At 71.6% G+C, this 20377-nt stretch carries 18 protein-coding genes and 1 tRNA gene; 6 read left to right on the top strand and 13 right to left on the bottom strand.

Annotated elements, in window-relative coordinates:
- Positions 1-38 precede the first annotated feature (38 nt).
- From ehuD to ehuB, 3 genes are read right to left on the bottom strand one after another with little or no spacing between them, the layout of a single operon-like run.
- Positions 39-689 (bottom strand): ectoine/hydroxyectoine ABC transporter permease subunit EhuD, encoded by a 651-nt coding sequence (gene ehuD / locus ACQPWZ_RS13320; protein WP_433571425.1) that lies wholly within the window; start codon positions 687-689, stop codon positions 39-41.
- The gene (gene ehuC / locus ACQPWZ_RS13315; RefSeq protein ID WP_340473253.1) at positions 689-1432 is read right to left on the bottom strand and encodes an ectoine/hydroxyectoine ABC transporter permease subunit EhuC; all 744 of its coding nucleotides are present in this window, start codon (positions 1430-1432) and stop codon (positions 689-691) included. The genes ehuD and ehuC overlap by 1 nt, the downstream gene beginning before the upstream one ends.
- Positions 1429-2352: an ectoine/hydroxyectoine ABC transporter substrate-binding protein EhuB gene (gene ehuB, locus ACQPWZ_RS13310; RefSeq protein WP_383242029.1), complete on the bottom strand. Its 924-nt coding sequence runs from the start codon at positions 2350-2352 to the stop codon at positions 1429-1431. The genes ehuC and ehuB overlap by 4 nt, the downstream gene beginning before the upstream one ends.
- Positions 2353-2452: 100 nt before the next feature.
- On the opposite strand from ehuB, the gene ACQPWZ_RS13305 reads away from it, so the two are divergent.
- Positions 2453-2974: a DUF3830 family protein gene (locus ACQPWZ_RS13305; protein WP_383242026.1), complete on the top strand. Its 522-nt coding sequence runs from the start codon at positions 2453-2455 to the stop codon at positions 2972-2974.
- Positions 2975-2980: 6 nt separating this feature from the next.
- Here ACQPWZ_RS13305 and ACQPWZ_RS13300 read toward each other — a convergent pair whose 3' ends face one another.
- On the bottom strand, positions 2981-4387 hold the full coding sequence (locus ACQPWZ_RS13300; RefSeq protein ID WP_433571424.1) for an amidase: 1407 nt from the start codon (positions 4385-4387) through the stop codon (positions 2981-2983).
- Positions 4380-5330 carry a D-2-hydroxyacid dehydrogenase gene (locus ACQPWZ_RS13295; protein WP_383242020.1) on the bottom strand — a complete coding sequence of 317 codons (951 nt, stop codon included), beginning with the start codon at positions 5328-5330 and terminating at the stop codon, positions 4380-4382. Before ACQPWZ_RS13295 ends, ACQPWZ_RS13300 begins: the two co-directional genes overlap by 8 nt.
- Positions 5331-5428: 98 nt before the next feature.
- Between ACQPWZ_RS13295 and ACQPWZ_RS13290 the strand changes: the two genes are divergently transcribed.
- The 4 genes from ACQPWZ_RS13290 (at position 5429) to ACQPWZ_RS13275 (ending at position 10285) form a co-directional block, all read left to right on the top strand.
- A complete protein-coding gene (locus tag ACQPWZ_RS13290) occupies positions 5429-6250 on the top strand; it encodes a maleate cis-trans isomerase family protein (RefSeq protein ID WP_340473250.1) in 822 nt (273 codons plus the stop codon).
- Positions 6247-6978: a maleate cis-trans isomerase family protein gene (locus ACQPWZ_RS13285; RefSeq protein ID WP_340473249.1), complete on the top strand. Its 732-nt coding sequence runs from the start codon at positions 6247-6249 to the stop codon at positions 6976-6978. Before ACQPWZ_RS13290 ends, ACQPWZ_RS13285 begins: the two co-directional genes overlap by 4 nt.
- Positions 6979-7281: 303 nt before the next feature.
- Complete coding sequence (locus tag ACQPWZ_RS13280) at positions 7282-8373, top strand: LLM class flavin-dependent oxidoreductase (RefSeq protein ID WP_340473248.1); 1092 nt, start codon at positions 7282-7284, stop codon at positions 8371-8373.
- 205 nt (positions 8374-8578) lie between these two features.
- Entirely contained in the window at positions 8579-10285 is a 1707-nt protein-coding gene (locus ACQPWZ_RS13275) for a glycosyl hydrolase family 18 protein (protein WP_433571423.1), read from the top strand.
- A gap of 100 nt (positions 10286-10385) precedes the next feature.
- Here ACQPWZ_RS13275 and ACQPWZ_RS13270 read toward each other — a convergent pair whose 3' ends face one another.
- Entirely contained in the window at positions 10386-12200 is a 1815-nt protein-coding gene (locus tag ACQPWZ_RS13270) for a putative bifunctional diguanylate cyclase/phosphodiesterase (protein WP_356702017.1), read from the bottom strand.
- A gap of 356 nt (positions 12201-12556) precedes the next feature.
- Between ACQPWZ_RS13270 and ACQPWZ_RS13265 the strand changes: the two genes are divergently transcribed.
- On the top strand, positions 12557-13843 hold the full coding sequence (locus ACQPWZ_RS13265) for a M6 family metalloprotease domain-containing protein (protein WP_340473245.1): 1287 nt from the start codon (positions 12557-12559) through the stop codon (positions 13841-13843).
- Between the two features lie 60 nt (positions 13844-13903).
- On the opposite strand, the gene ACQPWZ_RS13260 is transcribed toward ACQPWZ_RS13265, so the two are convergent.
- From ACQPWZ_RS13260 to ACQPWZ_RS13230, 7 genes are all read right to left on the bottom strand, one after another.
- Positions 13904-13977, bottom strand: a tRNA-Lys gene (locus ACQPWZ_RS13260).
- Positions 13968-14627 carry a bifunctional DNA primase/polymerase gene (locus tag ACQPWZ_RS13255; RefSeq protein ID WP_340473244.1) on the bottom strand — a complete coding sequence of 220 codons (660 nt, stop codon included), beginning with the start codon at positions 14625-14627 and terminating at the stop codon, positions 13968-13970. Before ACQPWZ_RS13255 ends, ACQPWZ_RS13260 begins: the two co-directional genes overlap by 10 nt.
- A 137-nt stretch (positions 14628-14764) precedes the next feature.
- Entirely contained in the window at positions 14765-15106 is a 342-nt protein-coding gene (locus tag ACQPWZ_RS13250) for a hypothetical protein (RefSeq protein ID WP_340473243.1), read from the bottom strand.
- Positions 15107-15461: 355 nt separating this feature from the next.
- Positions 15462-16793 (bottom strand): AAA domain-containing protein, encoded by a 1332-nt coding sequence (locus tag ACQPWZ_RS13245; protein ID WP_356702014.1) that lies wholly within the window; start codon positions 16791-16793, stop codon positions 15462-15464.
- The gene (locus ACQPWZ_RS13240) at positions 16790-18385 is read right to left on the bottom strand and encodes a hypothetical protein (protein WP_433571422.1); all 1596 of its coding nucleotides are present in this window, start codon (positions 18383-18385) and stop codon (positions 16790-16792) included. Before ACQPWZ_RS13240 ends, ACQPWZ_RS13245 begins: the two co-directional genes overlap by 4 nt.
- Complete coding sequence (locus tag ACQPWZ_RS13235) at positions 18376-19497, bottom strand: hypothetical protein (RefSeq protein ID WP_383240390.1); 1122 nt, start codon at positions 19495-19497, stop codon at positions 18376-18378. Before ACQPWZ_RS13235 ends, ACQPWZ_RS13240 begins: the two co-directional genes overlap by 10 nt.
- The gene (locus ACQPWZ_RS13230) at positions 19427-20305 is read right to left on the bottom strand and encodes a phosphatase PAP2 family protein (RefSeq protein ID WP_340473239.1); all 879 of its coding nucleotides are present in this window, start codon (positions 20303-20305) and stop codon (positions 19427-19429) included. The genes ACQPWZ_RS13235 and ACQPWZ_RS13230 overlap by 71 nt, the downstream gene beginning before the upstream one ends.
- Positions 20306-20377: the final 72 nt, after the last annotated feature.

Below are 20377 nucleotides of genomic sequence, written 5' to 3'. Positions count from 1 at the left end.
CGGCCGCCGCTTCCTTCGCGGTGTTCGGGGGGTTGCTGTCAGCGGACAAGGCGTCGCTCCAGTGCTCGCATGAGAAGGGATGCCGGATAGGAGATGAGGATGAAGGCGATGCCGACGACCGTGAACGCCTCGACCGTCAGGAAGGTCTCGGACGCGAACTGCCGTGCCTCACCGAGCATGTCCATCACACCGATGACGAAGATCATCGGGGTGTCCTTGAGCATCGCGATGACGTAGTTGCCGAGCGCCGGGGCGACCCGGCGGATCGCCTGCGGCAGGATCACCGCACCCCAGATACGGGTGCGCGGCAGGCTCAGCGCGGTGGCCGCCTCCCACTGACCCTGCGGGACGCCGTCGATACCGGCGCGGTAGACCTCGGCGGTGTACGTCGAGTAGTGCAGACCGAGCCCGACGACGCCGGTGACCATGGCCGAGAGCGTGATGCCCCACTCCGGCAGGACGTAGTAGAGGAAGAACAGCTGCACCAGCAGCGGGGTGTTGCGGACGAACTCGGTGACGGCGGTCACCGGCCAGCGCACCACGGCCAGGCGTGAGCGCTGGGCCAGCGCCCAGACGAGGCCGAGCGCGAAGGCGACCAGCGCGCCCAGCACCAGGGCCTGGAGGGTGACCAGCAGGCCGTCCCAGAAGCGCGGCATGAACTCGTCGACTGCGGACCAGTCCCACTGCATCAGCGCTCACCCCCGGCGCTCGCCGAGACCCGGCTCTGACGGGGAATGGAGAGCTTGCGCGACACCCCGGGTGACCGCGGTGGGGGAGCCTGCCCGACGCCGGCCTTGGCCTGGCGCTCCAGCACGCGCATGCCCCGGGTCAGGACGAAGGCGAGGACGAAGTACATCACCAGGATGATCGTGTAGACGGGCGCGCTCTGGCCTGTGGCGTTGCGCACCAGCGAGGCGCCGAACGCGATGTCCGCCACTCCCATGATCGAGACGAGAGCGGTGCCCTTCAGCAGCTCGATGAGCAGGTTGTTGAAGGGCGGGATCATCTCCGGCCAGGCCTGCGGAAGGATGATCTTCCGCAGCTGCTGGGCCGGGGTGAAGCTGAGGGCGATGCCCGCCTCGCGCTGGGCGGGGGAGACCGCGTTCACGGCGCCCCGCACGACCTCGGAGCCGTAGGCGCCGTAGGTGAGGCCGAGGGAGAGGACGGCCGCCCACAGAGGGACGAGCTGCCAGCCGAAGCCGAGCGGCAGGACGAAGAAGATCCAGAACATCAGGATCAGCGCCGAGGTGCCGCGGAAGATCTCGAAGTAGGCGCCGGCGACGAAGCGCACGATCCACAGCCGGTGCGCGCGTGCGAGGCCGACGACGAAGGCGACGAGCGCGGCCAGTGCCGCGCTGAGGACGGTCAGCTGGACGGTGATCCACACGCCCTTGAGGAGGAGTTCCCACAAACCCGCGGATATTTCGCTCATGGCTTGCACTTCTCCTTGGCGGTGATGGTGGTCATCTGGTCCTTCGTGAAGCCGAAGGGCCGCATGATCTCCAGCAGTTCGCCGCTCCTCTTGAGCTTGTGCAGCTCACGGTTGAAGGCGTCCCGGAGGGTGGTCTCGGGGCTGCGGAACGCGAAGCCGCCGACGTCGATGACCGGCTTGCCCTTGACGTACGGCGTGACCTCGGCCGTCGCCTCGACCTTGCCGCTCCGGGTCTCCTTCACGACATTGCGCACGGTGACGGCGGTGCCCACGAAGACGTCGACCCGGCCCTGTTCCACCGCGAGCAGGCCCGCGAGCTGGTCCGGCAGGGTCGTCAGGTTCTTGACCCCCGCCTCCTTGGCGTAGTCGATCTCCGCGTAGCCGACGCCCGTGGCCATCTTCGCGCCGGCCTCGGCGATGTCCTTGTAGCTGTGCAGGTTCTTCGGGTTGCCCTTGCGCACGATGAACGCGTCGAGCATCTGGTACTCGGGGTCGGCGAAGATGACCTGTTCGCAGCGCTCGGGGTTGATGTACATCCCGGCGGCGACGACGTCGAACTGGAGGGAGTTGAGGCCGGTGATCAGGGAACCGAACTCGGTGGGGAAGGGCTGGACGTTCTCGACGCCCAGCTCCTTGAAGATCCGCTCGGCGATGGCGGGGGCGGAACCCGTCATCTTGCCGTCCTTGCCGATGTAGCTGTACGGCTGCTCGCCCGCGAGCCCGAGCCGCACGGTCTTCTTCGCGCGCAGTTGCTCCAGCAGATGCCCCCCGTCGCCGGCGTCGGCGGTGGCCACCCTGCTGCATGCGCTCGTCGCACCGACGGCGCCCACGGCACCCAGGGCCATGGCCCCGGCGAGCAGTGAACGGCGCCGGATTCCTGGGCCTGTGCTGTGTCTGGATATCCCCTGTGGTGGAGCCATGGGGGCGCGGCTACCCCGTTCGCATTCGGGTATGCGGATGAATTTGCGCCCCGGATCGGCGGGCATGAGTGGAGGAGCACCACACACCCGAGGAGATTGCATGGCTGACCACAGCACCGGCCCGGCCGACCGCTTCATCGAGGTCTCGCTCGACAAGCGCGGAATCAGCTGTACGGCACGGCTCTTGACCGACAAGGCGCCGATCACCTGCGCTGCCGTGTGGGACGCGCTGCCGCTGGGCGGCGACGTCTACCACGCCAAGTACGCGCGCAACGAGATCTACGCCCTGCTGCCCGCGTTCGCGCCGCAGGAGCCGCCGCTGGAGAATCCGACCGTCACTCCCATTCCGGGAGATCTCTGCTACTTCACCTTCTCCGATGTGCAATTGGGGACGAACTCGTACGGCTACGGGGACAAGGCGGCCCATGCCGGCCGCGCCACCGTCGTCGATCTCGCGCTGTTCTACGAACGCAACAACCTGCTGCTCAACGGCGACACCGGATGGGTCCCCGGCATCGTCTGGGGCACCGTGGTCGACGGCCTCGACCGGATGGCCGAGGCCTGTCAGGACCTGTGGCGGGCCGGTGCGCTGGGGGAGACCCTCAGCTTCCGGCGCGCCTGAGGGCTTCTACATCCGTGGGCGGGGCGCCGGGATCGACGCCACGCCCGACTCGTAGAGCGCGTGCGCGGCCCGCAGCACCAGCGCGTCCGCGTGCCGCGCTCCGACCAGTTGGACGCCGATCGGCAGCCCGTCCTCGTCCACGCCGCACGGCACCGTCGCGGCGGGCTGCTGCGTCAGGTTGAACGGATAGGTGAACGGAGTCCAGCCCGTCCAGCGACGGTGCCCCGAGCCGGCCGGGACCTCTGTCCCCGCCTCGAAGGCGGTGATCGGCAGCGTCGGCGTCACCAGCAGGTCGTACGTGCTGTGGAAGCGGCCCATGCGCCGGCCCAGATCCATCCGGGTGTCCACGGCCGCCAGATACTCCAGTGCGCTGTGCTGCGCACCGATCGCGGTGATCTCGCGCAGCCCGGGGTCCAGCGACTGCCGCTGCGGGGACCCCAGCGCCTGGAGCAGCCGGGCCGCACCGCTGAACCACAGGGTGTGGAAGGCCTCCACCGGGTCGGTGACGTCGGGGTCGGCCTCCTCGATGTACGCGCCACGCCCGGCCAGCGCCTGCACCGCCCCGCGTACCGCGGAGGCGATCGCCGGACGGACCGCCACCTGCCCGCCGAAGGACGGTGAGTAGGCGATCCGCAGCCCGTGGACGCCGTCCGCGAGCGCGTCCTGTGTCCTGCCCGCGGGTGCCAGTTGCGACCAGTCCCGCCAGTCCGGGCCGCTGATCACATCGAGCAGCAGTGCCGCGTCCGCCGCGTCGCGGGTCATCGGGCCGACGTGCGCCAGTGTCCCGAACGGGCTGGAGGGATACAGCGGCACCCGGCCGTACGTCGGTTTGAGGCCGAAGATCCCGCAGAAGGAGGCGGGGATACGGACCGAACCGCCGCCGTCCGTGCCCAGCGAGAGGGCGCCCGCGCCCAGCGCCACCGCGGCTCCGCTGCCGCCGCTGGAGCCGCCCGCCGTCCGCGAGGGGTCGTAGGGATTGCCGGTGACACCGTGCCGGGGGGAGTCCGTGACGCCCTTCCAGCCGAACTCGGGCGTGGTGGTCTTACCGAGGAAGACCGCGCCGTGTTCGCGCATCCGGGCCACCGACGGTGCGTCCTCGTCCCAGGCGCCCTCGGCGCGGACGGTGCGCGAGCCGCGCAGTGTCGGCCCGCCGCGCTGGAGCAGCAGGTCCTTCACGGTGACCGGCACGCCGTCGAGCAGCCCCTGCGGCTCCTTCCGTCGCCAGCGTTCGGCCGAGGCCTCGGCCTGGGCGAGCGCCGCCTCGGCGTCGACCCGGACGAAGGCGTTGACCAGCGGTTGCACCGCCTCGATCCTCTCCAGCGCCGCTCGGGTCGCCTCGACGGGCGTGAAGTCCCCTTTCTCGTAGCCGGCCAGCAGTTGGCGTGCGGTGTGGTCAGTCAGCGGATCAGTCATGCATGGGGACGTACCCACGTTTCTTGTCCACCACGTTCGGGAACGGCTTTCCGGCCTCCCAGAGGTCGTACAGATCGACGAACTGCTCGCCGAGCCGGTCGCGCCAGCCCACCGTGTCGCCGCTCATGTGCGGTGACACGATCAGCCCGGGGACGTCCCACAGCGCGCTGTCGGGCTCCAGCGGCTCCGAGGTGAAGACATCGAGGGCGGCGCCCGTGATGACCCGGTCGTTCAGCGCCGCGACGAGATCGTCCTCGACGACCAGCGGGCCGCGACCCACGTTGATGAACCGGGCCGACGGCTGCATCAGGGCGAAGCGCCGCCGGTCGAACATCCCGCGCGTCGCTTCGGTCAGCGGGGCGGCGCACACCACCCAGTCGGCGCGCGCCAGCAGCGGATCGAGGTCCTCGGTGCCGTGGATGGCGCCCCGCGCGGTCCGGCCCACGACCGCCACGGTGATGCCCAGGGCCTCCAGGGTCGCTGCCACCGCCCGGCCGATGGGTCCGGCGCCGACGACCGTGGCCCGGCTGCCGGCGACGCGCAGTCCTTCGCGGTGGCGCCATCGGCGCTGCCGCTGGAGTTCGAGGGTCCCGGGGAGGTCCTTCGCCATGGCGAGCACCAGGCCGGCGACGTACTCCGCGATGGGTTCCTCGAAGACGCCGCGGGCGTTGGTGACCACGGTGTCCGATTCGGCCAGTTCCGGGCAGAGCAGCCGGTCCACACCGGCGCTCGGGGTGTGGACCCAGCGCGGCCGCGGGCCGTCGCCCGGCCAGGCGAGCCGTACCGCGTCGGAGGTGAAGTCCCAGGCCAGCAGTACGTCGGCGTGAGGGAGTTGGGCGGCGAGCGACTGCTCGTCGGCATAGCTGACGCGGACCCGTCCGGTCAGCTTGCCGAGACGGGGCGGGGGGTCCGCCTGCAGGACGAGAAGAGTGGGTTCGGACATCAAGCGGAAGCCGTTTCGTAACGTCTGACATGTACGGATTGACCCACGCTCGCAGCCGAACCTAACGTCGTCAACAACACGTCAAAGGGGGCCGTGCGATGGATGTCTCCTTTCTCGGCGGGCCGCAACCGCAACGCGGTGTCGGCATCGTCGCTCCGTTCGATTTCGCGCTGGATCGCGAGCTGTGGCGTTGGGTCCCCGACGACGTCTCACTGCGGCTGACGCGTACTCCCTACGTCCCTGTGGAGGTCTCCCTCGACCTCGCCCGCCTGGTCAGTGAGCACGAGACCCTGCACAAGGCCGTGCAGGCGCTCGGGGCGTCCGAGCCCGAAGTCATCGCCTACGCCTGCACATCCGGCAGTTTCGTCGGCGGGGTCGCCGGGGAGCGGGCCATGTGCGAGGCGATGACCTCGGCGGGGGACGTCGCCTCGCTGACCACGTCCGGCGCCCTGCTCGAAGCACTCGACGAGCTGGGCGCCCGCCGTATCGCCCTCGTGACCCCCTATACGGAATCGGTCACGCGTTCGCTGGAGGACTACTTGGCGGAAGCCGGGGCAACCGTCACGGGGCGCGCTTTTCTCGGACTGACCCGGCACATCTGGAAGGTGCCGTACCGGTCGGTGGTGGACATGGCGCGGCAGGCGGTGGTGGGCGCGGCCGACGCGCTCTTCATCAGCTGTACGAATCTGCCGACGTACGACGCGATCCCCCAGCTGGAGGCCGAACTGAGGATGCCGGTGCTCTCCGCGAACCAGGTGACGATGTGGGCGGCGCTGCGCCGGATCGGCGTGCACGCGGTCGGGCCCTACCAAGGGCTGCTGCTGCAGCCGGAGGCCCAGCCCGAGATCCCGCTCGCTCCCCAGGCACCACAGCCTCAGGCTCAGCCGGCCCAGCCCGAAGAACAGGAAGGCTGGACATGACCACGGTCGGACTTCTGTACCCCGGGCACTCCGCCGAGGACGACTACCCGCGCTTCGAGGTGCTGCTCGACAGCGACATCAGGCTGCCGGTCGTGCACACCGACATCGGCGAGGACGCCCACCGCGTGGATGCGCTGCTGAACATGGGGTCGCCCGAGCGGCTCGCCGCGGGCGTGGAGGAACTCCGCCTCGCGGGCGCCGAGTCGGTCGTCTGGGCGTGCACGAGCGGAAGCTTCGTGTACGGCTGGGACGGCGCCCACGAGCAGACACGGGCGCTCGCGCTGGCCGCGGGGCTCCCGGCGTCCAGTACGTCGTTCGCCTTCGCCCACGCCGTGCGCGCACTGGGCGCGGAACGGGTGGCGGTCGCGGCGACCTATCCGGAGGATGTCACCGCCCACTTCACGGCGTTCCTCAAGGCCGCGGGGGCCGAGGTCGTCGCGGACCGGGCGAGCGGCATCATCACGGCGGCCGAGGTCGGCACCTGGGGGCGGGACGAGGTGCTGGAGCTGGCGCGCGCGGGAGACCATCCTGACGCCGAGATCGTGCTGCTGCCGGACACGGCCCTGCATACGGCGGCGTATCTGCCCGAGCTGGAGGAGACGCTCGGCAAGCCGGTCCTCACGGCGAACCAGGTGACGGTCTGGGAGGGCCTGCGGCTGGCGGAGCGCCGGGCGTGGGCTCCGAAGCTGGGCACCCTGTTCGCCAAGCGGAACCAGATCCGGATCTGACGGTCGCCCGGACCCGGGCCTGACCCTGAGTGGGCGGGGCCTGGCTCCGATCCGGGCGGCCCCGGCCGGCTCCGATCCAGGCGGTCGGCGAGCCGGGACCTGGACCGCGCGGCCCGGTTCCGCACCCGATCCGGGCCGGGGCTCCGGCCCGGGCCGACGGCCCGGACCGGATTCCGCCGGGGCCGGGGCTCCGCCCCTCGGACCTGGGCCGGAGCCCCGGTCCCGGCCCGCTCCGGAATAAAGCGGAGAGGCCCTCCTGTTCTCCTGTGTTGTACGTTTTTCACGCGCAGGAGGGCTGAACCGGTGGACGACGCGATACAGGGCGACCCGATACGAGGCACGGCGCGGGGCACGGCGCCCGTGCCGCTGTCCGTGCTGGATCTGGTCACGGTCGGCGAAGGCCGCACCGCGAGCGACGCCCTGCGCACCAGTGTGCAGATCGCCCGGCTCGCCGAGAGCCGGGGCTACGGCCGCCACTGGGTGGCCGAGCACCACTCCATGCCCGGTGTCGCCTCCTCCTCGCCCGCCGTGATCCTCGCGCACCTGGCCGCGCACACCGAGCGCATCCGCCTCGGCTCGGGCGGCGTGATGCTCCCCAACCACGCGCCTCTCGTCATCGCCGAGCAGTTCGGCACGCTGGAGGCGCTCGCCCCGGGCCGTGTCGACCTCGGCCTCGGCCGCGCCCCCGGTACGGACGGCGCGACCGCCGCCGCACTGCGGCGCACCGAGCGTCTGGGCGAGGGCGCGGACGACTTCCCGCAGCAACTCGCCGAACTGACGCGGTTCCTGGACGACGACTTCCCCGACGGGCATCCCTACAGCCGTATTCACGCGGTCCCGGGCCCGGTGCAGGGACCCTCCGGCCGTCCGCCCATCTGGCTCCTCGGCTCCTCCGGTTTCAGTGCCCGCCTGGCCGGCGTGCTGGGACTGCCCTTTGCCTTCGCGCACCACTTCTCGGCGCAGAACACCATCCCGGCGCTCGACCTCTACCGCGAGTCCTTCCGGCCCTCGGGGGTGCTGGACGCCCCCTACGCGCTCATCGGCGTGGCGGCTCTCGCCGCCGACGACGAGAAGGAGGCCCGCCGGCAGGTGCTGACCGGGGCGCTCTCGATGCTGCGGCTGCGCACCGGCCGCCCGGGGCTCGTGCCGACGCCCGAGGAGGCCGAGGCGTACCGGTTCAGCCCCATGGAGCAGGAGTTCGTCGACAGCTGGCTGAACAACATCGTCCACGGCACGCCCGACGCGGTGCGTACGGGTCTGGACGACCTCCAGAAGCGCACGGGGGCCGACGAGTTGATGCTCACGGCCAATGCCCACGGCGGTGACGTCCGGCTCCGTTCGTACGAACTGATCGCCGACGCCTACGAATTGCCGACCTCGGTGGTTCCTTCCTGACCAGGGCCGCAGGGCTCGGTTAACGCACCCTTAAACCGCTCGTCACGATGGTGGCGGGCGGTTTTTGCATCCTGTTGCAACAGCCTGACAAGCGGTTTCTCGTCAAAATTGGTCTAGTCCTAATGTGGTCAGGACCATTGACGCGCCGGTGGCCGGATCGCTATCTCTTCTCCCACTCACGTCGGCACAATCCCGGAGGCTGTCCGTGCGCTCCCCCAGACCCTTGCTCGCGGCCCTGACGACCGCGGCGCTCGCCGCAGGCGTCATGGCCGGTTTCGCCGCCACCGGCCCGGCCGGCGCGGCCGGCAACGACGCCCAGCTCGCCGCCGCATCCACGGGCGGGGTGAAGATCGCGTACTACGACCAGTGGAGCGTGTACGGCAACGCCTTCTTCCCCAAGCACCTCCAGGACAGGGGCATCGCGGGGAAGCTCGACATCATCAACTACTCGTTCGGGAACATCCACCCCACGGATCTGACCTGTTTCGAGGCGAACAAGGCGGCGGGCGACGACAACAACCCGAACGCCGGTGACGGTGCGGGCGACGCCTTCGCGGACTACCAGAAGACCTTCGGCGCGGCCGACAGCGTGGACGGCGTCGCCGACACCTGGAACCAGCCGATCGCGGGCGTCTTCAACCAGTTCAAGAAGCTGAAGGCGAAGAACCCCCATCTGAAGATCAACATCTCGCTGGGCGGCTGGACGTACTCCAAGTTCTTCCACGACGCGGCGAAGACGGACGCGAGCCGCAAGAAGCTCGTGGCGTCCTGCATCAAGCAGTACATCCAGGGCGACATCCCGGTCGAGGGCGGCTTCGGCGGAGCCGGGACGGCGGCCGGCATCTTCGACGGCATCGACATCGACTGGGAGTACCCGGGCTCCGCGGGCGGCCATCTCGGCAACCACTACGGCCCCGAGGACAAGACCAACTTCACCCTGCTGCTGGCCGAGTTCCGCAAGCAGCTCAACGAGTACGGCACCGCGCACGGCGGAAGGAAGTACCTGCTGACGGCGGCGATGCCGGCCGGCCAGGACAAGATCAAGTACATCGAGACGGACAAGGTCGGCGCGTACCTCGACTACGCGAACATCATGACCTACGACATGCACGGCGCCTGGGACGCGGACGGACCCGCCTACCACCAGTCGCCGCTGTACTCCCCGGCGTCCGACCCGACCGACCCGATCCCGCCGGGCACCCAGAAGTACTCGATCGACAACGCCGTGGACGCCTGGATCGACGGCAACGCCGCGTACGGCATCGCGGGCGGCTTCCCGGCCGGCAAGCTGACGCTGGGATACGAGTTCTACTACCGCGGCTGGAAGGGTGTTCCGGCCGGGGCCAGGAACGGTCTGGGCGGCAGCGCCACCGGTGCGAGTGCCGCGCGTCCGCTGAGCCAGCAGGCGGGCATCGCGCACTACAAGGAGCTCGGCGGCATCGTCGACAACGCGGCGACGACGTTCTGGGACGACGAGGCGAAGGCGTCGTACTTCTACAAGGACGGCGAGTTCTTCACCGGCCTCGACAAGCGCGCGATCCAGGCCCGCGCCGACTACGCCCACAACCGCGGTCTGGGCGGCGCGATGATGTACTCCCTGCTCGGTCTGGACCCCGGCGCCAAGCTGCTCAACGACATCGTGGCGGCCGTCGGCAGCTCGCCGAGCCCGGACCCGAGCGACCCCACGCCGTCCCCTTCGGACCCGACGCCCTCGCCGAGCGACCCGACCCCGTCCCCGTCCGACCCGGCGCCCGGCTGCACGGCCACGCCGTGGTCCGCCTCCGCGGTCTACAACAACGGCGGCCTCGTCTCCCACAAGGGCCGCACCTGGAAGGCCCAGTGGTGGACGCAGAACGAGGAGCCCGGCACCACCGGTGAGTGGGGCGTCTGGCGCGACCAGGGCGCCTGCTGACCGCAGGTGCTCTTCGCCCCCCACCACGGCGCCGCCCCGGACCCCCGCTCAGGGGTCCGGGGCGGCGCCCGTCGTCGCAGTCCCGTAGCGGTGCCGGTCCTCACCCGGGCAGTGCGCTGACGCCGATCATCGCCCCGATCCGGTCCGGCGCCACGGCCCGTGAGTACAGCCAGCCCTGCCCCGTGTCGCAGCCGATGCTGCGCAGCCGGGAGGCCTGCCCCGAGGTCTCCACGCACTCCGCCGTGACCGTCAGACCGAGCCGGTGCGCGAGCTGGACGAGGGCCTCGACGATCGTCTCGTCCGCCGGGTTCGGGTGCGCCTCGTCCTGGAAGCCCCGCACGAACGACCCGTCCAGCTTCAGCGCCGACACCGGCAGCCGGCTCAGATACGCCAGGTTCGAATAGCCCGTACCGAAGTCGTCGATGGCGATCTGCACCCCCATGTCGCTGAGCGCCTGGAGCGCCTGGAGGGGCCGGCCGGCCGAACCCATGACCGCCGACTCGGTGAGTTCGAGCTGGAGAAGGTGCGGGGCGAGCCCCGTCTCGGCGAGGATCTCCGCCACATCCGCCACCAGATCCGAGTCCCAGACCTGCCGTACGGCGACATTGACGCTCACGAACAGCGGTGGGACGCCGGGGTGCTCCTGCTGCCACCGGCGCGCCTGGCGGCAGGCGGTGCGCAGCACCCACCGCCCGAGCTGGACGATCGAGCCGTCCTCCTCCGCGATCCCGATGAACCGATTCGGCGCAAGTGTTCCGAACTGCGGGTGATTCCAGCGCACCAGCGCCTCGACGCCGCGCGTCATCCCGTCCGCCAGTCCCACCAGCGGCTGGTACTCCAGCGCGAACTCCCCGCGCTCCACCGCCGGCCGCAGCGTCGAGGAGAGGGCCTGCCGTGTCATCCGGTGCGCGTTGCGTTCGGGATCGAAGAGCGTCCAGCGCGCCTTGCCGTCCGCCTTCGCCCAGTAGAGCGTCGTGTCGGCGGCCTGCATCAGCCCCGTCGCGGTCGTGCCGGCGACCGTACGCTCCACCACCCCGATCGACGCGGAGACCGAGAGCCGCTGCCCGTCGAGGTCGAACGGCTGTTGCAGCGCGACCAGTACGGACCGGGCGAGATCGGCGACCTGGTCCGTACCCGTGGAGTCCTCGACCAGGATCGCGAACTCGTCGCCGCCGAGCCGGGCCACCAGATGGCCGCCGCTGCGGGTGTAACCGTCGCCGTCCGCGCACTCGGTGAGCCGCCGGGCGACGGCCGCGAGCAGCCGGTCGCCGACTCGGTGCCCGAGCGTGTCGTTGACCGCCTTGAAGCCGTCGAGGTCGAGATAGCAGAGGCCGACCCGGCCGGTGGACCCCTGGTCGTACGCCGACGATTCGAGCGCCGACGCGAGCCGTTCGAAGAACAGGGTGCGGTTGGGCAGCCGGGTCACCGCGTCGTGCATCTGGAGGTGGCGCAGCCGCGCGTGCAGTTCGCGCCGGTCGCTGATGTCCGCGACGGACAGCAGCACATTGCGGCTGTCGGGCACCGGCGCCACCGTGACCTCTGCCCACAGCGTCCGCCCGTCGGGGTGCTTGAGCCTGCGGGTGCACCGGAAGCGGGAGCGCCGGCCGCGCAGCACCTCGCGGTACGCGTGCCAGGTGCGCCGGTCGGAGGCGAGGTCCACCAGGTCGGCCGCCGTCCGCTCCAGCAGGTCCACGGGCTCGGCGCCGAAGAGGGTCGCGAGTGCCGCGTTGGCCGTCACGACGAGTCCGTCCTGGTCGACGACCGCCATCGCGAGATGTGCGGCGTTGAATGCCGCCCGGTAGTCGCGCAGTTCTGCGGCGGACCGGCCGACCTGGTGACGCTCCGTGATCTTCGGCCGCGCCCTGCCGGGCACCGCGACTCCCGTCGGCCCTGTTCCTTCGGAGGTTCCGCTCACCGCTCACTCCCGCAGTGCAGTTGTGTCGTACAGGGTCGGACTGATGTGGCCGGCAGGGGCCGGTCCTACGTCGGCGAAGGTCGGGGGAAGGGTCCGGGAAAGTGTGCCGATCATAGAGGCTGCCCCCTGGGCCGTTCCAGCTCCGCCGCTCGGGTGCCGCCCGTCCGTGGTCTCCGGCCGATCGTTTCTGCACGGGTCTGCACGGGTGCCGATTCCGCCCTGACCGAATGTGACGTTCCGTGAGCCATCGGAGTGTCGCCGGATCTCGGGTCGGTGTCGGCCCGATGTCAGGTCGGTCACCCGAGTGGGGCACCGGAACAGGACGTACACCAAGAAACCCGCACAAGGTGGGTGAGGTGTCTCCCATTCCGCAGCCGGAGGTCTACGTGGAGGGTCAGCAGTCACCCGCGGGAACACCCGGGGGAGTGGAACGCGGACGGCTGCGCGCCACCGCCGCGGCCCTCACCTCCCTCATGGCCCTCGCCGCCACCTCCCTCGTCGCCGGACCCGCGGTGGCGAAGAATTCGGCGGGCCCCTGCGCGCTGCCCCGCACCTCCGCCCACCACTCCCTGGGCCTCGACACCTGGAACGCCGGCTATCCGCGGCCGGCGTCCCGGCTCGACGCGGTCATGGTCTTCGTCTCGTTCCCGGACTCGGTGCCGAACCACGATCCGGGCGAACTCGCCACCGACCACTTCCCCGCCACCAGCACCTTCTTCGACCGCGCCTCGTACGGCCGGTTCAAGCTCCGCGCCGATCCGCAGCCCGCCTGGGTGGTCATGCCGAAAGCCTCCACCGCCTACGGGATAAGCCGTGACTGGGAGCCCAAGAAGCGCAGCGCCTATATGCGCGACGCGATCGCCGCCGCCGACCCGACCGTGGACTTCTCCCGCTACGACATCGTCTATCTGGTCGCCGATCCGGACGCGCCCGGCGTCGACTCCGACGCCACCAAGGTCGTGAACTTCGAGCACCCGCTCAGCGCCGACGGCGTCGACATCCGGCGTGTCGTCACCGTCTTCGAACGCCATCCGCCGGACCGCAATGTGCTGGCCCACGAGACCGGGCACGTCTTCGACCTCCCCGATCTCTACCACCGGCCGGTGGACGGCAAGGGCGACTGGGACACCTACGTCGGCGACTGGGACGTGATGGGCAGCCAGTTCGGCATGGCGCCCGACCTGTTCGGCTGGCACAAGTGGAAGCTCGGCTGGCTCGACGAGCGGGCCGTCCGGTGCGTCACCAGGGAAGAGCTGATCACCCTGGAGCCGATCGCCGCCGCGCCGGCGCCCGGCGGCGGCCTCGGCACCCGGCTCGCGGTCGTACGGACGGGTCCGGGCACGGCGCTCGCCATCGAGGCGCGCGCCGCCACCGGCAACGACGCGTCGACCTGCACCGAGGGGGTGCTGCTCTACCGCATCCAGTCGGACACGGCGTCGGGGGGCGGTCCCGTCGAGGTCATCGACACCCATCCGAACAGCGAGGCGTGCTGGGACCAGTCGGTGTACCCGGAGCTGGCGGACGCGCCGCTGCGGGTCGGTGAGATGTTCACGATGCCGGGGACGCCGGGGGAGCGGACCCGGGTGGAGGTCGCGGACCGTACGCCCGGGGGCGCCTTCACGGTCAGGATCACCACCGCGTAGAGGGGGCCCCACGGGCATACGAAAAGGCCCCCCGCTCGCGCGAGGGGCCTTTTCCGTCTGTGCGCCGCCAGGGACTCGAACCCCGGACCCGCTGATTAAGAGTCAGCTGCTCTAACCAACTGAGCTAGCGGCGCCTGCTGACGTCGTAGACCTTAGCACCCTGATCGGCGCGAGGAAAAATCGATATGCGGACGCTCGGGGAGGAGGCCGCGCGGGCCGCCCGGACACATGCCCACAGCAGTACCTCGGGTCCCGGGAGCCAGGGGTGACGGGTGTCCGGCGCCACCACCCAGCGGGGGCCGGGGCCGTTCCGTTCGGTCTGGGCCAGCGGCGGGACGGTCACCGCGTCACCGGTGCCGTGGCACAGCAGCGGAGGCACCGAGTCGCCCCACTCCTCCCAGTCCAGCAGGGCGGGCAGCCGGTGCGCGGTGCCCGGGACGGTGAACATCAGCATCCTGCCGCGGTGCATGGCCACCGGGCCGGAGCCGGGCCCTTCCGCCCAGAGCCGGTCGAGCATCTGCCGGCCGAAGAGCGCGGGGACGTTCACCACGTCGAAGGCCGTGCCGCAGGGCAGTACGGCGGGCGCGGTCGGCCGCGTACGCCAGAGGGCGAGCATGGACCGCGGGTACGTCCCGGACGAGGCGAGCCAGGCCGCACCGGAGGCGGTGACCTGCGCGACGTGATCGCGTCGGTCGTCGCGCAGGAGGGCGAAGATGTCGCGCCTGCGCTCGGTCTCGGCGGTACCGGGGTTCAGCAGGGAGTCTTCTCGCAGCCATGCACTCATGGAGCAATGTCTACCGGGAGTGACCGGTCGGCTCCCGACAGTTGGTCGAAACGGGGACAGCGTGACCCGGGGAGGAGTATCGTGCGCCCCGGCATATGCCACCTGTGATGTTTGTCCGGCAGATTCGAAGCGGCGTTCTACTGGGGACTTCCGTCCCGCAGAAGCCCCCGGCCGAACTCGATCATCTTCCTGGCATAGTCCTCGGTCCACTCCGCGCGCTCGGCGATGTCCGCGGGCGTCAGCCGGTCGAACCGGCGCGGGTCGGCGAGCTGCGCGGCCGCGAGTGCCTGGAACTCCACGGCCCGGTCGGTCGCCGCACGGAAGGCGAGCGTCAGCTCGGTCGCACGGGAGAGCAGATCCCTCGGGTCCTCGATCGACTCCAGGTCGAAGAAGTGCTCGGGGTCGGCGGCAGCCTCCGACGGCTCGAAGAGCAGCGGCGCCGGTCGCAGCCGTCGCTCGCTCCGCTGGGGTTCCGCCATGGGGTGTTCCTCCTCGCACGGGTACTGCCGGATGATCCCGACCGCCATCCATTGTCCCGCGCGCCGCAAGAGGGCGACTCGAAGCACCACGGGGGCGCGTGGTCGCGTCCGGGCGCCGGGGATGTCACCGGTGTGGCGCGGCCGGCCGGCGGGTCATGGGGTCCAGGGCACGCGGTGGTCGGCGAGGTGGTCCCAGGTCGTCATCATCGCGTCCCAGCCGTCCGGGCTGTTTCCTTCGGCCGCCTCCGGCGGCGTGCCGGACTCCGTCCGGCGTCTGCTGTTCGTGGGCGCCGGACCGGGGTGTCCATGACCCTCGTGGGTGAACCGGCGGCACCGATCGCCGACGGGTCGCCGGTCACGGCCTCCAGGGCACGCGGTGGTCGGCGAGGTGGTCCCAGGTCGTCATCATCGCGTCCCAGCCGTCCGGGAACTTGACGGTCACCCCCAGCTGTACCGGCTCCGTCGAGGGGTGTTCGTCCAGCAGCTCGGCCACGCCCGCACGGCACACGACGATGCAGGCGTGCCGGTGGCGGGACGCCAGGACGCACAGCCGGCCCGTCTCCAGATGGAACGCCGTCGCGTCCGGCCGTCCCGACAGCGGGTGCAGCACCACCGTGACGTCGAACTCGCGTCCCTGGAGCCGGTTCGCCGTGTCCACGGTGACATCGGCGACGCCCAGTTCCGCCAGCGCCGCCCGCACGGCCGCGGCCTGGTCCCGGTGGGCCGTGCCGACCGCGATGCGCTCGGCCGTCACCGGCGCGGGCTCCGACGCGCCGGTGCTCGCCGCGCCGCCGCGGTCCAGCAGCCTGCGCACCACCCGTGCCACCGCGCGTACGGCCTCCGGGTCGGTGCGGGGCGTGTGCCGCGCGGGCAGCTCCAGCAGGCCCCAGCCCGACTCCGCCGCCTCGTCGATCACCCGGTCGTGGGCCGAACCGTCCGACGCGACCCCGAAGGACAGCCGCCGTTCGCCGGGGCCCGTACCGCTGCGGAACGGTGTGTACGGATAGAACGCGGCCGACACCAGCGGCGCGGCCGACGCCGGCAGCCGCCAGGACACCGGCAGCCGGTGCTGCGGCAGCTCGGGATTGTGCGCGAGCAGGGTCGAGACGGCGCTCGCGGAGGGGTCGTAGGACAGACCCGCCCACTGCTCCGCGCCGACGATGGAGAACGGGTCCAGCTGCCCCGGGTCCCCCACGAACAGCGCGCGGTCGAAGAGGCCGGCGACGGCGAGCAGTGCGTCCGAGCGCATCTGGTACGCCTCGTCCACGATGGCGTGCGGCCAGGGCTCGACGCCCTGGACATGGGCCCACTTCGCGGCCGTCGAGATCACGATGTCCAGGCCCGCGAGGTCGCCCGCCTTCGCCGAGGTGCGGACGTTGTCCAGCTCGTCGAGCGCCTTGTCGTACGGGTCGGGGTCACTGCTGTGCAGCCGGCCCACCGGCAGCTGCGGGTCCTTCGCCGCGAGCCGGACCACCAGATCGTCGACCTGTGCGTTGGTCTGGGCGATCACCATCAGGGGGCGGCCAGCCGCAGCCAGTTCGCGGGCGGCGTTCACCACGAGCGTCGACTTGCCCGCGCCGGGCGGGGAGTCCACGACGACACCGCGGTGCGTCCCGTGCAGCGTGTCGGCGAGGATCGCCTCGGTGGCCCGGGCCGCCTCGGCGGACGGGTCGAAGGGGGCGCTCACAGAATGTCCTCCGAGGTCACGGGGTCGGCGTTCTCGGCGGCCGTGCCCGGCGGGCCGCCATGGGTCCACGGCGTCTCCTCCGGATCCGGCAGCTTCGGCCCGCCGCGCTGATCGTGCTCGAACAGGGTCCAGGCGATGCGGTCGCCCTTGCGCGGCACCGTCCCCTCGGCCGGTTCCTTGGCGCGGCCCATGCGGTCGGTCAGCCGCAGCACCAGCAGCCCGTCCGACGGCGACCCGGCGAACCCGGCGAACTCGGCCGACTGCGGCTTGCCGTCCAGCGACCGGTAGACCTTCACCCGCTCACCCAGATGCGGCCGGTCGTCCGTGCGCACCGTCACCAGCGGGCGCGGGCTCGGGCGCTTCGACTCGGACCAGGCCATCACCACCTCGGTCACCTCGCCCAGGAACGCCTCGCCCGCGAGCCTGCGCCCCGCCATCACCAGCGGGTCGTCCAGGGCCTCCTGCGCGTCCAGCTGCGCCTGGGCCGTCTCCCGCGAGGCGAGCTTCCGGGCCGCGGTCACGGCGTCGTCGCGGCGCGGCTGCGGCGGCTCACCGGCCCGTACCCGGTCGCGGTGCGCGGTGAACGACCAGCGGTCGCGCGTCCAGCGGTCCGCGGCCCGCCGCCCCTCGGGCAGCTCCCGCAGCAGTTCCAGGCTCCGCCAGACCGCGTCCCACGTGGGCCGCAACTGGCTGAGCACCAGACGCCGGATCTCCCGCTCGGCGAGGGCCAGTTCGCCCAGCCGGGTGTCGGCCGCGGCGCCGTCCTCCGCGGCCCCGAGCGCCTGCCGGGCCTTGTCGTAGCGCTCGACGGCCGGCGCCAGGAGCCGGTTGTCGAACGCCGGATCGGTGGCCGGCCCGGCCGGCGGGCACACCAGCTGGCCCCGGTCGTCGCGCACCAACTCGGCCCGCAGCGCCGCCTCGGCGCCCGACTGCCCCTCGGCCGCGTCGATCCAGGCCAGCAGCGCACCCAGATGCTGGTCCTCCAGGGACGACTGGCCGGTCGCCCAGTGCCGGCCCAGCAGATCCGTCGCCGCCAGCAGCAGGGACGAGCCCGGTACGCGGGCCCGCTCGCCGTAGTGGGTGAGCCACCGCCCGAGCAACGGGACCCGGGGCGGGGCGGGGTAGGGCGTGTCGGGGTCCTGCTCGGCGGTACGGCGGAAGCGCATCGACCGGCCCAGCAGCCGTACGAAGTCGATCCCGGCCCGTCCCGGCACGACCAGCTGCGGTGCGTCCGCGCACAGTTCGGCCTCGACCTTGGTGCGCCGGCCGGTCTCCGGGTCGGTCTGGTTCTGCTCGACCAGCTCGATGTCGTCGGCGTACGTGTCCAGATGCGGCAGCACCGCGTCGGCCAGCTCGGCGAGGAAGGCGAACCGCAGCTCCCGGTCGCGCGGCTGGGCCACCACCATCAGCCGCGGTTCCTCCCGGTCCGTCCCCACGAGCGCGCCCAGCGGGGCGCCCGCCTCACCGGCGGTGGTCAGCGGCACGAGAACCAGCGGGTGTTCGGACAGATGCCGGTGCCGCACGGTCGCGAGCGGCTGGGCGCGCCCGGACTCCACGGCCTCCAGCCGGGCCAGCGTGGCGATCAGCGACATCCGGCGGCCTCCAGGGCCTCGGCCCGCAGCGCCGCGGCCCGGCGCAGGGCCGCGACGGCCGGATCGTCCGGATCGCCCGCGGTGCCGCGGGCCGCCGCCAGCACGTCCCCGATCGTCGTGAGACCGCCCAGCTCACCGCGCAGCCCACGGCCCAGGGCGCCGACCACCTCGGCGGTCCGGGCCCGCTCACGGCAGTGGAACGCCAGCTCGCAGGCGGCCAGGCACTCGGGTGCGTACGCCGCGTCCACCGACTCCACGGCGGCCGTGAGCTGCTCCGGCGTGCACTGCGGATCGAAGGTGGTGCCCTCGGGCAGGGCGGCCGCGATGTCCTCGACGCGGGTGAGCCGGGTGAGCTGCCGGCGGGTGACCGACAGCTGCTTGCGCACATCGACGACGGACGCCGTCGGGAGGTTGGAGAAGTCCTTGGGGCAGACGAGCAGGATGTCGTGGGCGACCTGCGCGCCCCCGGTCAGCGCGGCGACCCGCTCCAGCGCCAGCACGTACACCGCGGCCTGGCGGGCGGCCGCGCCCACCTTGGCGGCATCCGCGGAGGCGTCGATCATCGGGAAGGACTTGATCTCGACAACGGTCCACCGACCGTCGGGAGCGACCACCACCGCGTCGGGCTCCAGATAGGCGGGGGAGCCCGCGACCTCCAGCGCCAGCATCGGATGGTCGAGCAGCGACCACGCCGCCTCGGCGGTCGCCTCGCGCAGGGCCAGAGCCGTCCGCGCGGCCCGGCCCTCGGGGCCCGCCGCCGACAGATCGGGCACCCGGACGTCCGCGCCGCTCTCGACACCCATCAGCCGCAGCAGCTCCGCGCCGCCGTCGGACTTCACCTTCGCCTCGAAGGCATTGCCCCGCATGAACGCGAACTGCGACTGCCCGAACGTCGCCGGCGATCCCAGCGCGGTGGCGAGCGCCGCCTTGTCCACCCCGGCGCCGTCCAGCAGGGCGCGTCGCTCACAACCGGGGTTGGCCGCGAGGGCGGCGAGAGCCCGGGCGTCGAGCGGACGTGGCTGGGCGGCGGGACCGCGCAGCTCAGCGAGCCGCTGCCGGAGTGCTGTCGTCGGCGCCTGCGGACGAGGTTCGCTGTCCAGGGAATCGCTCACCCGCGGAAGTCTGGCATCCGGCACCGACAATCGGGGACTTCGGGCCGGAAGGGGCGGGCGCGTAACGGGCCCGCAGGCGGTCGGCGAGCCGCAGCGCGGGCCGGGTCGCCAGCGCGCCGAGACCCATCACCGCGGCGCCGGCGACCGCGTCGAGGAAGTAGTGGTTGGCCGTTCCCATCACCACCAGCGTGGTGAGCAGGGGATAGGCGACACCGAGCGCCTTCATCAGCGGAGTACGTCCGTGCCGCCACAGCATCACACCGCACCAGAGCGCCCAGCCGACGTGCAGACTCGGCATCGCGGCGTACTGGTTGGTCATGCCGCCCATGCCGCGCGGAGCACTCGCCTCGCCGCCCCACCAGCCGTACGAGCTGTACTGGGCCATGGTGTCGACGAAGCCGTGACTCGCGTCCAGCAGCCGCGGCGGGCAGGTCGGCATCAGCGTGAAGCCGACGAGACCGAGGAGGGTGGAGAGCATCAGCCAGGTGCGGGCCGCGCGGTAACGGAGCGGACGGCGGCGGAAGAGCCACACCAGGACAACGGGGGTCACCAGGTAGTGCAGGGACGCGTACATGAAGTCGGCGGGTATGCCGATCGCGGGCGTCTGGCTGAACAGCCGGTTGAGCGGGTGCTCGGCGTTCAGCAGGAGTGCCTTCTCGGCCCGGAGTATCGCGAGGCCGTGGTCCACGGCGGTGGTCACATCACCGCGGGCGAGGAGCCGGCCGGCCGAGTACGCGACGTACACCACGAGCAGCAGCAGCAGTTCGGTCCACCAGCGTGGCCTCGGTCGCGGCGCGGTGTACGGCATCCGAACGTTTCTCCATCGTGAGTTCCGGTGGCCGACGACCACGGTTCAACCGTACGGTGTAAGGGGCGACGC

This window comes from Streptomyces sp. CA-251247 (genome assembly GCF_050952975.1).
GTDB lineage: Bacteria > Actinomycetota > Actinomycetes > Streptomycetales > Streptomycetaceae > Streptomyces > Streptomyces achmelvichensis.
The sequence above is the reverse complement of the archived record's forward strand: the minus strand, read 5'-3'. Positions and strand labels throughout refer to the sequence as shown.